A 12,872-nucleotide genomic window follows, 5' to 3' on the forward strand; every position below is an offset into this window, starting at 1 on the left:
TGCGTGGCTGCGGCGGGCGGGCGGGTGGTTCGTACGCCAGACGGTGTCCTCGGCCGAGCCCTCCGAGAAGCTCCAGATCCGGGCCCTCCAGGCGATGTGCCGCCAGGTCTTCGGCTTCCGTCTGGCGATGATCGTCGTGTCGGCCCCCGCCGCCCTGCTCAACGCGGCCCCCGGGCTGGGCGCCCGCCTGGTCGGCGCGGCCGTGGTCGTCACCTTCATGGTGTCCTACGTCCTGTTCCGCGACTGGGAACGCTTCGGCCCCCTCCTGCTGCGCCACCCCAGCCTGCTGGCCGCCGACACCCTCTTCGGCTCCTTCCTGCTGATCTCGGCGGGCCCGGACACCACCCTCGCCTACGTCAGCGTCTGCACCCCGCTCCTGGCCGGTCTGGTCTACAGCTGGCGCGGAGCCGCCTGCTTCGCCTCCCTCCAGTCCCTGATCCTGCTGCTGGTCCACGCCACCCTGAACGCCGACCGGCACGCGCCCGTCGCCGAGGCCCTGCTCCTGCCCGGCCTGTGTGTCATCGCCGGCGCCATGGGGTCGACCCTGCGCAACCTGATGCTCCGCTTCGGTGCCGCGACGCAGGCCCTCACGACGGTGCAGGCCCGGCTCGCGGCGGCGGAGGCGGTGAGCGCCGAACGCGCCCGGCTGGCCCGCGAGATGCACGACTCCGTGGCCAAGACGCTGTACGGGGTGGCCCTGGCGGCGGACGGCCTGGCGGCGACCGCCTCGGCCGACGCCCCGGATCCCGCCCGCATACGGCAGCAGGCGGAACTGGTGTCCCGCTCGGCGCGCAGAGCGGCGGCGGAGTCCCGGGAACTGCTGACGGACCTGCGACGGGACCAGCCCACCGCGACGGACCGTACGCCCTTCTGGGACGAACTGTCCGAGCGGATCGACGACTTCACCACGCGTACGGGCCTTCGGGTCACCTGCCACCGGCAGCCGGCCGGCTCCGCCGCGCTGCCGTCCCTGCCGGCCTCCGTGGCGCGGCACGTCCTCTCCATCGCCGCGGAGGCGCTGGAGAACGCCCACCGTCACGCGTCCGCGACCCGGGTGGACGTACGGGCGGCGGTCGAGGACCGGCTGCTCAGCCTCACGATCCACGACGACGGCGTCGGGCTGCCGCCCGGCACCACCCTCGAAGGCCTCCGCGGGTCCGGCCACTTCGGCCTGCTCGGCATGGTCGAACGGGCCGCGCAGGCGGGCGCCCGCATCCGAGTCGGCAGGGGTGTCCACGAACGCGGCACGGAGGTACGCCTGGACGTGCCCCTGCACGCGTCCGTGGACGCTCCTCTGAACACGGCCGCGGACGTTCCTGTGCACGCGCCCGTGGACGTTCCTCTGGGCGCGCCCTCGGACGTTCCCCATTCGACCTCCGCCCGCACCCCTGCCCCCACTCCCATCCCCACCCCCACTCCCATCCCCACCCCCACCCCCTCCGCCCCCGAATCCCCGAAAGCCTGAGAGGAGGCACCATGAGGCCATCGCACATCGCCCCCCGGCCGGACTTCCCGCCGCCGGCGTCGGCTCCCCCGCCGTTGCGGCTGCTGGTCGCCGACGACAATCCCGTGGTCCGCGCCGGTCTGACGGCCCTGCTCTCGGGCCGCACCGACACCACGGTGGTGGCGGAGGCGAGTGACGGCCGCGAGGCGTACGAGGCGGCGCTCCGGCACCGGCCCGACGTCATCCTCCTCGACGTCCGCATGCCCGGGGTGGACGGAATCTCCGCGTTGCCCCACCTGGTGCGGCTGGCCCCCGTCATGATGCTCACCTACAGCCACGAGACGGAGACCGTGCGGGAGGCGCTGCGGCTGGGGGCGGGGGGTTATCTGGTGCACGGCGAGTTCACGACGGAGCAGTTGGTGCGGGCGGTGCGGGACGTACGGGAGGGGCGGCCGCATGTGACACCTGGGGCGGCGAGGGCGTTACTGACATCGTTGCGTGAAGGTGCACCTGCACACGAGCTTTCCAACACCCCCGAATTGATGGCGGATTCACCCCCGTCAACGCTTTCGCAACTGCAACCGTCTGTGGGACAGTCGTTCCGGTCGCGGTTCCGGCTGAGTACGAGGGAGGCGGAGATCATGGACTTCATCGCGTCCGGCATGAGCAACCAGCAGATCGCTGCCGCCTGCTTCATCAGTGAGAAGACGGTCAAGAACCACATCAACCGGATCTTCGCCAAGCTCCAGACCACGACGAGGTCCCAGGCGACGGCCAAGTGGCTGGGGGTGGCGTGACATGACCCCACGCCCAGCCAACACCACACGAAATTGGGCCCGAAGTTGGGCCCTTGGGCCCTTCAGATGGTGCGGAGAGGCGCTCTACGGTTCGTCGGTTGGCAGCGAGCCCGGAGGGGAGCACCGTGAGCGATCTGTTGCTGAAGACGGCTGTGGCGACGAAGGTTTGCGTGAACGGCTGGAGGAACACGACGGTCGAGGCGATGCGCCGACGTGGTGGCGACCGGGGGCAGACCGCGGTCGAGTACCTGGGCATTATCGCGGTGGTGGTCGCGATCGTTCTCGCGATCACGGGCACGGACATCGGCAAGACGATCCTCGACAAGATCAAGGCGAAGATCACGGAGATCACCTGACCGTCCTGCGCCCACGGGGCGACTCTGGGCAGGCCTTCCCCATCTACATCACGGTGGTGGCGGGCCTGCTTTTTCTTGCGTTCGCCTATCTCGCGGTCGGCCAGGCAGCAGTGAACAGGAGTGACGCGCAGACGGCGGCTGATGCGGCAGCTCTGGCAGCGGCACAGAACCGTCGGAACGACCTGACGGGGCAGTGGTTGGCGATTCTCAAGGACCCGACCAAGTGGCAGGACGTCTTCGAGGGGAACGTAGAGGTCCGTCCGGCCTGTTGGCGGGCCTACCAGCTCGCTGACCAGAACGAGGGCACCGTTGACGGTTGTGACGACACGCAGCCGATGAAGGTCACGGTTGAGGTCACGACGAACAAGCGGGTCGGGAAATCCGTCGTCCCGGGGGTCGAGGGCATTCGGTCGACCAGCTCTGCCACTGCCGTTGTCGAACCGATCTGCAAGCTTGGCGGCTCCGGAGAGGACGCCGGCTCCGGAGAGGACGCTGGCTCTGCAGACGACGCCGAGGACGTCCCACTGCCCGAGCTCAACTGCGACGGCACGGTCTGGGAGCCGGATCCGGATGACCCAGAGGGCCTGCCAGGACCAGAGGATCTCTTCGATGTCCACCTGGCCGCCGACTGACAAGCGGACGACGAGCGAAAAGGGAAGCAACGCGATGAGCATGCGGTTCACTGCGAAAGCTCGCAGGGGAATGGTCGCCATGACCATTGCTGTCGGCTTGGCGGTCGGCGTGGCCGGTTGCGGCAGTGGAGACACTGGTGACAAGAAGCCGGACGCCTCCGCCTCCCCTTCCGAGCGTGGTGGTTCTCAGGCCAGCCCTCAGGAGGGGCAGTCGGCGCAACCGCTGGCCGAAATGCGTGGCCCTGACGGACTCACGCTGAAGGTCATGTCGGCCCAGCGTGATTCCGGTGGATTCGTCACCATCAACGCGCAGCTCAAGAATGACGGCAGTAAGGATGCCGTTCTCTCCTCCCAGCTGACCGGCAACGAGACAGAGATCATGAAGAACGGGCAGTCCTTCGGCGGAGCCACCCTCGTGGACTCGAAGGCGCGTAAGCGCTACTACGTACTGCGGGACACCGATGGACGCCCCCTGACCACGATCGGCATCCAGTCCGTCAGGGCGGGGGACACCGTTCCGGTTTTCATGCAGTTCCCGGCACCGCCGGCCGGCACGACGGAAGTCAGCTTCCAGCTGCCCACCTTCGCCAGTGCCACGATCAAGATCTCCGGGTGAGGCCCAAGTGACCACCACGCCCCGGCTTGTTCTTGTCGGCTTTCTTCTTCTGCTCGGTGTGCAGCTTCCCGCCGGCACGGCGGTCGCCGACGACACCGGACCCAGCGAACCCCCCGGCACCGAACCCACCGCCGCCGCCCCCGTCAAGGTCGACCCCACCGACCCCGATCTCAAGCTCCCGGAAGGGGCCACGCTCGCCGAGGCCAAGGTGCTGGACATCAAGTCGGTCGTCGAGGATCAGAGCGGGGACGAACGGCGTGAGGACACCAACGCCGACGTGACCTTCGCCCTCCAGGCCGAGGTGCTGTTCGGCAAGGACAGCGCCGAGATCAGCGGAGCGGCGAAGGCCCGCATCAGCACCATCGCCGAGGAGATCAGGAAACAGAACGCGACCCGGGTCCGCGTCTTCGGCTTCACCGACGACCTCGGCTCCTCCACCCACGGCGACACCCTCTCCCGGCAGCGCGCCAACGCCGTACAGGCCGTACTCGACCAGGACCTGAACTCCCCGTCCATCACCTTCGACGTCCGCGGCTACGGCGAGCAGTACCCGATCGCCGACAACTCCAGCGAGGAGGGCCGGAGGAAGAACCGACGCGTCGAGGTGTCGTTCCCCCGCACCCAGGACTGACGGCACCCGAAGAGCGAAGCGGAGGTGCCGGCCCGGCCGTGCAGGGCCCCGGACCGCCCCGCCTCAGGGTGTCGGCTCCACCTGCACGCGTACTCCCGGCCGCAGCCCCCACCCCGTCATCGCCCCCGCCTCCGCCTCCAGCACGTGCCGGGCTCGCAGGCGGGGCAGGCCGAGGCGGCCCGGGGGCATCGTGCGGACGGCGATGACCGTCAGCCGCCGGTCCAGGTAGGCCACGTCGATCGGCATCCGCATCCTGAACGTGTGCACCCCGCTCGCCGGTGACAGCAGCATCGCCCCGTCGACCGAGTCCCGGCCCAGGAGCCCCTTCGTCCGTGCCCGATAGGACGCCGAGATCTCGAGGGGGACGGGAGGGGCGAGCACCTCCCCGGAGACCGCCCGGACGATCAGCCGACCCCGTCCGTCCCGCCAGCGCCCCATGCCCCGTCCGCCCCTCCGCCGCCGACTCGCCTGGTCATCAAATGCATTGTCGTTTCCCGCCCTCCCCACTAGGAAGGGCCCATGACAGGACTCGGTGTCGTATTCCGTCCCCAGCTTCCTCCCGAGCGGCTTCGGGCCGTCGCCCGCCTCGCGGACGACGTGGGCCTCGAAGAACTGTGGCTGTGGGAGGACTGCTTCCTGGAGGGCGGGGTCTCCACGGCCGCCGCCGCGCTCGCCTGGACCGAGCGGGTCCGGGTCGGTATCGGGCTGCTGCCCGTGCCGCTGCGGAACGTGGCCGTCACCGCGATGGAGGCGGCCTCGCTGGAGCGCATGTTCCCGGGCCGGGCCGTCCTGACCGTGGGGCACGGGGTGCAGGACTGGATGGGGCAGGTCGGTGCCCGGGCCGCCTCACCGCTCGGCCTCCTCGGCGAGCACCTCGACGCCCTGCGCGCCCTGCTGCGCGGGGAGCGGCTCAGCGTGCGCGGACGGTACGTCCGGCTGGACGACGTCGCCCTCGACTGGCCCCCGCGGCAGCCGGTCGACGTTTTCGCGGGCGGCACCGGACCCCGTACCCTCCGGCTCTCCGGCGAGAAGGCCGACGGCACCCTGCTCACCGCCGCCACGTCGGCGGACGGGGTACGGCGGGCCCGGAAACTCGTCGAGGAGGGGCGCCGGGCGGCAGGACGCGACGGCCGGCACCGGATCGTCGTCTACCTGCTGGCCGCCACGGGGCCCGGCGCCGAGGCCCGGCTGCGCGCGGAACTCGCCGCCGAGGGGCTGGAGTCGGTGCCGGACGTGGGCGTCGCGGGGGACGCGGGGGCGGTGGCCGAGGCGGTGCGGCGGCTGGCCGAGGCCGGCGCCGACACCGTCGTACTCCAGCCGACGGCGGACGAGCCCGATCCTGAGGGCTTCGTGCGCTTCGCCGCGGAGGAGGTCCGGCCCCTGGTGCCGTGAAGGACACGTCGCGGGGCGGCCCCCGACGGCCCGGGGCCTGAAGGGGCCGGCCCGCCGCGCTGTCGTCGCCCCGCGGGTGGAAAACCGGCAGGACCCGGCCTCCGGCCCCTGCGATCATGGCGGTGTGACCGCGCACCGGTCCTTCGAGGACCTCGTGGCCGAGGGCGTCGCCGTGCCCACCGAGGGGTGGGACTTCTCCTGGCTCGAGGGACGGGCCACCGAGGCGCGGCCGTCCTGGGGGTACGCCCGGTCGGCGGGGGAGCGGCTGGCCGGGACCGAGGCCGTGCGACATCGCCGCCGTCGTCCACTTCCTGCGCAAGGTCGTCTGGATGTCCCGGGGCTTCACGGCCGAGGCGTACGAACCCCAACTCCGGGCGCTGCACCAGCGGATCGAGAAGGAGGGCCCGTTCGTCGCGCACAGCGCCCGGCACCTCTTCGACGTGCGCAAGCCGGACCGCTGACGAAACCGGCGGACCAGGGGAAAACCGGGTGAAGCGGTCTCGGTTTCGCCGAGAGTTCGCCCAGGGTTTCCACATTGTTATTCACCGCTGTTCACACGCGCCTCACCCGTCACGTAGGTTCAGACCAAGGTAATTCGCGTCAGCAAAGCTACGCGGCCGGCACCGCGCAGCGGAGGGGGCTGCGCGGTGCCGTGAAGCCGGATGACCGCCGCCCGGCGCCGTAGCGGAACGGTCAAGTCACCGTTCGCCGCCCGGGTAGCCCGTCGGAGGGACCCGGGGCAACACGCCGATGTACCCCCAAGGCGGCCTAATGCCTGCGAATGCACTCGTATACGACGGTCTTTCCCTGGGATTCGGTTGTGAACCGGCCAGGAAACACCCCTGAATCCCGCATTCCGTAGCCACCGGGGCGTCGCCGGGTGATTCCGGAGAGTAGTTGTGGCACGCCGATGCACCCACGATCCCTCACGAAGGGTTATGGTGGAAACCCCCCCTCGGGCCGGTCCGTCTCCCCCCCCACGGACCGGCCCGTTTTTCATGGGCGGGCCGGGAACCGCCCGGGCGGGAGCCGGCGTCCCCTTCACGGGCACCGGGCCGCGCCCGGCACACGGCTCCCCGCGAGGGTGTGATCGGCCCCCACGGCCCCGCCCCACGGCGGACGGTACGAACCCCGGCCCCAAGCCCCGGGCCGGAACCAGGCCTCCGACAGCGGTAGGCTCGACGGCTCCGGCACCCATACCCCGCGCCCAACCCCCGGAGGGTCACGTGAACCTGCGCGACAAGCTGCGCGGCCTGCTCGTCAGGCTCTACGCACGCCGGGTGGAAGGCCACCTGGACCACGCTCAGGTGCCCAAGCACATCGGCGTCATCATGGACGGCAACCGCCGCTGGGCGAAGGCCTCCGGCTCCAGCGCCGTCCACGGTCACCGGGCCGGTGCAGAGAAGATCGAGGAGTTCCTCGGCTGGTGCACCGAGACCGACGTCGAGGTCGTCACCCTGTGGCTGTTGTCCACGGACAACTTCGAACGACCGCAGGACGAGCTCGTCCCCCTGCTCGGCATCATCGAGGACGTCGTCCGCACCCTCGCCGCCGACGGCCGCTGGCGCGTGCACCACGTCGGCACGCCGGACCTGCTGCCCTCGCAGATGCAGACGGCGCTGAAGGAGGCCGAGGAGGCCACCGCCCACATCGACGGGATACTCGTCAACGTCGCCATCGGCTACGGCGGCCGGCAGGAGATCGCCGACGCCGTGCGCTCCATGCTGCACGACGCGCAGGACAAGGGCGTCTCGATGGAGGACCTGGCCGAGTCCGTCGACGTCGAGATGATCGGACGTCACCTCTACACCGGCGCCCAGCCCGACCCGGACCTGGTGATCCGCACCAGCGGCGAGCAGCGGTTGTCCGGATTCATGCTCTGGCAGACCGCCCACTCCGAGTACTACTTCTGCGAGGTCTTCTGGCCGGCCTTCCGAAAGGTCGACTTCCTGCGCGCCCTGCGCGACTACGCCGCACGTCACCGCCGCTACGGCGGCTGAAACGCCCCGCACCGCCCCGTCGCCGCCCGGTGACGGGGCGGTGTCGTTTACCCCGCTTCGGGGCGATGTAACGAGGAGTTCACCAGCGCGCTGTTGGCCGCATTTGCATGGCGGTGCATGTTCGAGGGCATAAGCCAATCAGGTTGACACCCGAACCACGGGCGTCGGATCTCAGCGGGCGGCACGGGGCCGTCCGCCCGGGAGGCCCTTTGCACCAGCCCGACCGTGCGGTGACGGCACGGAAGCAGCCGCGGCGGCCCGGTTCACGGCTCGCCGCACGCGGGGGCCTGACACCGGTCCAGCATCACTTCGTCGCTCCCCGACCTCATCCGAGGGGGTACGTCCTTCCGTGGTGACCAGCACAAAGCGCCACAAGCCAGATCGGCGCACGTATGTTCTCGACACCAGCGTCCTGCTGGCCGACCCGAACGCCCTGACCCGCTTCGACGAGCACGAGGTCGTGCTCCCCATCGTCGTGGTCACGGAGCTGGAGGCCAAGCGGCACCATCCCGAACTCGGCTACTTCGCCCGCCAGGCCCTGCGCCTGCTGGACGACTACCGGGTGAAGAACGGTCGCCTCGACGCCCCCATCCCGATCGGGGAACTCGGCGGGACGGTCCGGGTCGAGCTCAACCACTCGGACCCCAGCGTGCTGCCCACCGGCTACCGCCTGGGGGACAACGACTCCCGCATCCTCGCGGTGGCCCGCAACCTTCAGGCCGAGGGGTTCGACGTCACCGTCGTGTCGAAGGACCTGCCGCTCAGGATCAAGGCGTCCTCGGTCGGCCTCCTCGCCGAGGAGTACCGGGCCGAACTCGCCATCACGGAGAACTCCGGCTGGACCGGGATGTCCGAACTCACCCTCTCGGGCGAGCAGGTGGACATCCTCTTCGAGGAAGGCCATGTGTACGTCCCGGAGGCCTCCGACCTCCCCGTGCACACCGGGCTGACCATCCAGTCCGAGCGCGGCAAGGCGCTCGGCCGGGTCACCGCCGAGGGCAATGTCCGCCTGGTCCGCGGCGACCGGGAGGCGTTCGGCATCAAGGGACGCAGCGCCGAACAGCGCATCGCGCTCGATCTGCTGCTCGATCCGGACGTCGGCATCGTCTCGATGGGCGGCCGGGCCGGCACCGGCAAGTCGGCGCTGGCGCTGTGCGCGGGCCTGGAGGCGGTCCTGGAGCGCCGCCAGCACCAGAAGGTGATGGTCTTCCGGCCGCTGTACGCGGTCGGCGGGCAGGAACTGGGCTATCTGCCGGGCAGCGAGGCGGAGAAGATGAGCCCGTGGGCGCAGGCGGTCTTCGACACCCTCTCGGCGGTCACCAGCCGCGAGGTCATCGAGGAGGTCACCGCGCGCGGGATGCTGGAGGTGCTTCCGCTCACCCACATCCGCGGACGCTCGCTGCACGACGCCTTCGTGATCGTCGACGAGGCCCAGTCCCTGGAACGGAACGTCCTGCTGACCGTTCTGTCCCGGATCGGCGCCAATTCCCGGGTGGTTCTCACCCATGACGTGGCACAGAGGGACAATCTGCGCGTAGGCCGTTATGACGGAGTCGTCGCCGTTGTGGAGAAGCTCAAGGGGCATCCCCTCTTCGCCCATGTCACGCTGACTCGGTCGGAGAGGTCCCAGATTGCGGCGCTTGTGACCGAAATGCTGGAGGACGGCCACATCTGACGCTGAAGCGACGGCCGTTGGCGCCGTCCGGCAAAGGCCAAGAGCCTAGCCGGGCGGCGCCTTCGCGTGTGGGGCTTTCCTGAAATCCCCAGGGGCAAACGGGATGTGAGCTTTCACACGCAACACAGAATTGCCACGCGGCGTCCGGTTACGGCAGAGTCTCACTCCTGTCAGGCCCCGCATACGACACACCTGTACCCCTGGGGGTACCCCCGCACTTCAGTAGCGGGGGAGGTACGGCACCCCAGAAGTACACCTTCAACTCCACAGAGCCGTCGTATGCCGCCCGAGCACCACGCGGCGCTCCCCTGCGGGGAGTTGCCCACCGGGTCCGCGCCTCCCGTGACCCCGCAGTTGGGAGGCCAGTGCCAGGGGCACGATTGCGTCCGCCAGGGTCACCGAAGCGGGCGATGCTGGAAGGAAACCGTGTGAGCCGGATTTCGGTCCGGGGATTCGCAGTGGCCTCGGCCACCGCGGTCACCGCCGTCGGAAGCGTCGTGGGCGTTGCCTCGGGCAGCACCGCGCAGCCGAACGACGCCGAGGCGACGGCAGCCGACACCACGCTTCTCGCGGAGATACCCGCGGGTCAGCAGGCGCAGGTGCAGGTGCAGACCGCCTCCCTGACGCAGCAGGCCGACGCACAGGCCATCGCCGCGGACGCGAGCGCCAAGAAGGACGCCGAGGAATCGGCCCGCAAGGCCGCCGCCGAGACGGCCATCGCGAAGAAGGCCGAGGCGGAGAAGGCGGCCAAGGAGGCCAAGGAGCGCGCCGAGACGAAGGCCGCCGCGCAGGCCGCCAGCCGCAGCGACGTCCGCGACTCCTCCAGCTTCCCGGTCCAGACCAGCTACTCGGTGTCGCAGATCCAGGCGATGGCGCGGCAGATGGTGGCCGGCGACCAGTTCCAGTGCTTCAGCAACATCGTGGACCACGAGTCCAGCTGGAACTACCAGGCGGTCAACGCCTCCTCCGGTGCCTACGGTCTCTTCCAGGCCCTGCCCGCCGGCAAGTACGCCTCGGCCGGTGCCGACTGGCGCACCAACCCGGCGACCCAGATCAAGTGGGGCCTCAACTACATGAACGAGCGCTACCACAGCCCCTGTGGTGCCTGGTCGTTCTGGCAGGCCAACCACTGGTACTAGGCGTACCGCCGGGTTCGGCCGCCGAGCAGGCGCGGACCGGCCGTGGCCTGTCGCGCTCACGCGGCAGGCCGCCCGTCCCGCCGACTCCGCGCCCCTTCGAGGGCGCGCACGCGGCCCTCTCAACCTCGCGCAGCCCCTCCCCGTCCTAAGGGGAGGGGCTTTCGCCCTGTACGGTCGTATCCGAACGACTCCAGGGGGGAGTGGTGGCAAGCACCCGGGGACGCGGGGGAAGAGGACGGATCATGTCGCGAGTGCCAGGGTGGCTCGGCCGGCTCGGGGCCGGCCTCACCGAGATGAGCGAGCGTCTTGACGAGCGCCGCGCGGAGGTCGAGAAGGACCACACCGAACCCGCCGCCCCCGAACCCGCCGCCCTCGAACCGGCCGCCGCCACCGGTCCCGAACCGGCCGCCGCGCCCGACGACGCGCCCGCCGAGGCGGCCCCGCCCGTCCGCCGGGCCGCACCGTCCACCGGCCCGCGCCCCGACCCGGCCGAGGCCGTGCCCTGGGGTGTCCGGGTCGCCGCCGAGGCGGGCTGGCGGCTGCTGGTGCTGGCCGGCACCGTCTGGGTGCTGATGCGGGTCATCAGCGCCGTCCAGCTGGTGGTGTTCGCCTTCGTCATCGCCCTGCTGGTCACCGCCCTGCTCCAGCCGACGGTCGCCCGGCTCACCCGCCGGGGCGTGCCGCGCGGCCCGGCCACCGCGCTCACCGCCATCAGCGGCTTCGTCGTCATAGGCCTCATGGGCTGGTTCGTGTCCTGGCAGGTCATGGAGAACATCGACACGCTCTCCACCCAGATCCAGAGCGGCATCGACGACCTGCGCAACTGGCTGCTGAAGAGCCCGTTCCACGTCACCGACAAGCAGATCAACCAGATCGCCAAGAACCTCCGCGAGGCGATCGGCGCCAACGCCGACCAGATAACGTCCGCGGGCCTGGAGGGCGTCCAGGTCATCGTCGAGGCCCTCACCGGCATCCTGCTGGTGTTCTTCTCGACGCTGTTCCTGCTCTACGACGGCAAGCGCATCTGGGAGTGGTTCCTGAAGCTGGTGCCCGCCGCGGCCCGCCCGGGCGTGGCCGGCGCCGGCCCGCGCGCCTGGCGCACCCTGACCGCCTATGTGCGCGGCACCGTCCTGGTCGCCCTCATCGACGCCATCTTCATCGGCATCGGCATCTACTTCCTCGACGTGCCGATGGCCGTGCCGCTGGCCGTGTTCATCTTCCTGTTCTCGTTCATCCCGCTGGTCGGCGCGGTCGCCTCGGGCGCGCTCGCGGTGATCGTGGCGCTGGTCACCCAGGGCGTGTTCACCGCCCTGATGACCCTCGTGGTCGTCCTCGCGGTCCAGCAGATCGAGGGGCACATCCTTCAGCCGTTCATCCTCGGCCGTGCGGTCCGGGTCCACCCGCTGGCGGTCGTCCTGACCGTGGCGGCCGGCGGCATGGTGGCCGGCATCGGCGGCGCGGTGGTCGCCGTACCGCTGGTGGCGGTGACGAACACGGTGGTCGGCTATCTGCGGCAGTACTCGCTGGAGATGCAGCAGCGGGAGGACGCCGGTTCCGGGGACGGACCCACGGCACAGGGCGCGGCGGACGCGCAGCCCGCGCAGAATGCGAAGGACCCCGCCCACCAGGGGTGAGCGGGGTCCTCGGGGGTGTGACCTACTCGGCCAGCACGGCCTCGGCCTCCAGCGTGACGCCGACCGCCTGGATCACAGAGGCGATCTTGAACGCCTCCTGGACGGTCTCGCGCTCCACGCCGGCCTTGCGCAGCACCTGCTCGTGCGAGTCCAGGCACATGCCACAGCCGTTGATCGCGGAGACCGCGAACGACCACAGCTCGAAGTCGACCTTCTCCACGCCCGGGTTGCCGATGACGTTCATCCGCAGGCCCGCGCGCAGGGTGCCGTACTCGTGGTCCGACAGCAGGTGGCGCGTCCGGTAGAAGACGTTGTTCATCGCCATGACGGCGGCGGCGGCCTTGGCGGCCTGGTACGCCTCCGGCGAGAGGTTCGCCTTGGCCTCCGGCTCCAGCTCACGCAGCACGATCGGGGAACGGGAGGCGATGGCGGTCGCCAGCACCGTGCCCCACAGCTGCTGCGCGGGCAGGTCGGAGTTGCCGATGACCGAGCCCAGGTTGAGCTTCAGGTCCTTGGCGTAGTCCGGGACGCGGGACTTCAGCGAGTCGAGCGACAT

Annotated in this window: 13 protein-coding genes and 1 pseudogene; 12 read left to right on the forward strand and 2 right to left on the reverse strand. The window is 70.4% G+C overall.

Going from position 1 to position 12,872, the window contains the following annotated elements; all coding sequences use genetic code 11:
• Positions 1 to 7: 7 nt before the first annotated feature.
• The 6 genes from JK361_RS15075 (at position 8) to JK361_RS15100 (ending at position 4,476) form a co-directional block, all read left to right on the forward strand.
• On the forward strand, positions 8 to 1,465 hold the full coding sequence (locus JK361_RS15075; RefSeq protein ID WP_372448714.1) for a sensor histidine kinase: 1,458 nt from the start codon (positions 8 to 10) through the stop codon (positions 1,463 to 1,465).
• An 11-nt stretch (positions 1,466 to 1,476) separates the two neighbouring features.
• Positions 1,477 to 2,241 carry a response regulator gene (locus JK361_RS15080; RefSeq protein ID WP_201817464.1) on the forward strand — a complete coding sequence of 255 codons (765 nt, stop codon included), beginning with the start codon at positions 1,477 to 1,479 and terminating at the stop codon, positions 2,239 to 2,241.
• A 125-nt stretch (positions 2,242 to 2,366) separates the two neighbouring features.
• The gene (locus tag JK361_RS15085) at positions 2,367 to 2,597 is read left to right on the forward strand and encodes a hypothetical protein (RefSeq protein WP_201817466.1); all 231 of its coding nucleotides are present in this window, start codon (positions 2,367 to 2,369) and stop codon (positions 2,595 to 2,597) included.
• A gap of 5 nt (positions 2,598 to 2,602) precedes the next feature.
• Positions 2,603 to 3,229: a pilus assembly protein TadG-related protein gene (locus JK361_RS15090; protein WP_201817669.1), complete on the forward strand. Its 627-nt coding sequence runs from the start codon at positions 2,603 to 2,605 to the stop codon at positions 3,227 to 3,229.
• A gap of 34 nt (positions 3,230 to 3,263) precedes the next feature.
• On the forward strand, positions 3,264 to 3,845 hold the full coding sequence (locus JK361_RS15095) for a hypothetical protein (RefSeq protein WP_201817671.1): 582 nt from the start codon (positions 3,264 to 3,266) through the stop codon (positions 3,843 to 3,845).
• 7 nt (positions 3,846 to 3,852) lie between these two features.
• Positions 3,853 to 4,476: an OmpA family protein gene (locus tag JK361_RS15100; protein WP_201817467.1), complete on the forward strand. Its 624-nt coding sequence runs from the start codon at positions 3,853 to 3,855 to the stop codon at positions 4,474 to 4,476.
• 63 nt (positions 4,477 to 4,539) lie between these two features.
• Here the strand turns inward: JK361_RS15100 and JK361_RS15105 are convergent, their stop codons facing one another.
• Positions 4,540 to 4,914: a DUF192 domain-containing protein gene (locus JK361_RS15105; protein ID WP_201817468.1), complete on the reverse strand. Its 375-nt coding sequence runs from the start codon at positions 4,912 to 4,914 to the stop codon at positions 4,540 to 4,542.
• 81 nt (positions 4,915 to 4,995) lie between these two features.
• On the opposite strand from JK361_RS15105, the gene JK361_RS15110 reads away from it, so the two are divergent.
• The 6 genes and pseudogenes from JK361_RS15110 to JK361_RS15135 all read left to right on the forward strand — a co-directional run bounded on the left by JK361_RS15110 (position 4,996) and on the right by JK361_RS15135 (position 12,316).
• Complete coding sequence (locus JK361_RS15110) at positions 4,996 to 5,868, forward strand: LLM class flavin-dependent oxidoreductase (RefSeq protein WP_201817469.1); 873 nt, start codon at positions 4,996 to 4,998, stop codon at positions 5,866 to 5,868.
• Between the two features lie 124 nt (positions 5,869 to 5,992).
• Positions 5,993 to 6,329: pseudogene (locus JK361_RS15115) on the forward strand (hypothetical protein).
• Positions 6,330 to 7,094: 765 nt separating this feature from the next.
• Entirely contained in the window at positions 7,095 to 7,868 is a 774-nt protein-coding gene (locus JK361_RS15120) for an isoprenyl transferase (protein ID WP_201817470.1), read from the forward strand.
• A 349-nt stretch (positions 7,869 to 8,217) separates the two neighbouring features.
• Positions 8,218 to 9,543, forward strand: a complete 1,326-nt coding sequence (gene phoH2, locus JK361_RS15125) for an RNA 5'-3' helicase PhoH2 (RefSeq protein WP_184968181.1) — start codon at positions 8,218 to 8,220, stop codon at positions 9,541 to 9,543.
• Positions 9,544 to 9,971: 428 nt separating this feature from the next.
• Positions 9,972 to 10,682: an aggregation-promoting factor C-terminal-like domain-containing protein gene (locus JK361_RS15130; RefSeq protein ID WP_504739904.1), complete on the forward strand. Its 711-nt coding sequence runs from the start codon at positions 9,972 to 9,974 to the stop codon at positions 10,680 to 10,682.
• 242 nt (positions 10,683 to 10,924) lie between these two features.
• Positions 10,925 to 12,316, forward strand: a complete 1,392-nt coding sequence (locus JK361_RS15135; protein ID WP_201817480.1) for an AI-2E family transporter — start codon at positions 10,925 to 10,927, stop codon at positions 12,314 to 12,316.
• Between the two features lie 22 nt (positions 12,317 to 12,338).
• Here JK361_RS15135 and JK361_RS15140 read toward each other — a convergent pair whose 3' ends face one another.
• Complete coding sequence (locus JK361_RS15140; protein ID WP_201817483.1) at positions 12,339 to 12,872, reverse strand: alkyl hydroperoxide reductase; 534 nt, start codon at positions 12,870 to 12,872, stop codon at positions 12,339 to 12,341.

The sequence above is a fragment of the Streptomyces musisoli genome, assembly GCF_016741855.1.
Lineage (GTDB): Bacteria > Actinomycetota > Actinomycetes > Streptomycetales > Streptomycetaceae > Streptomyces > Streptomyces musisoli.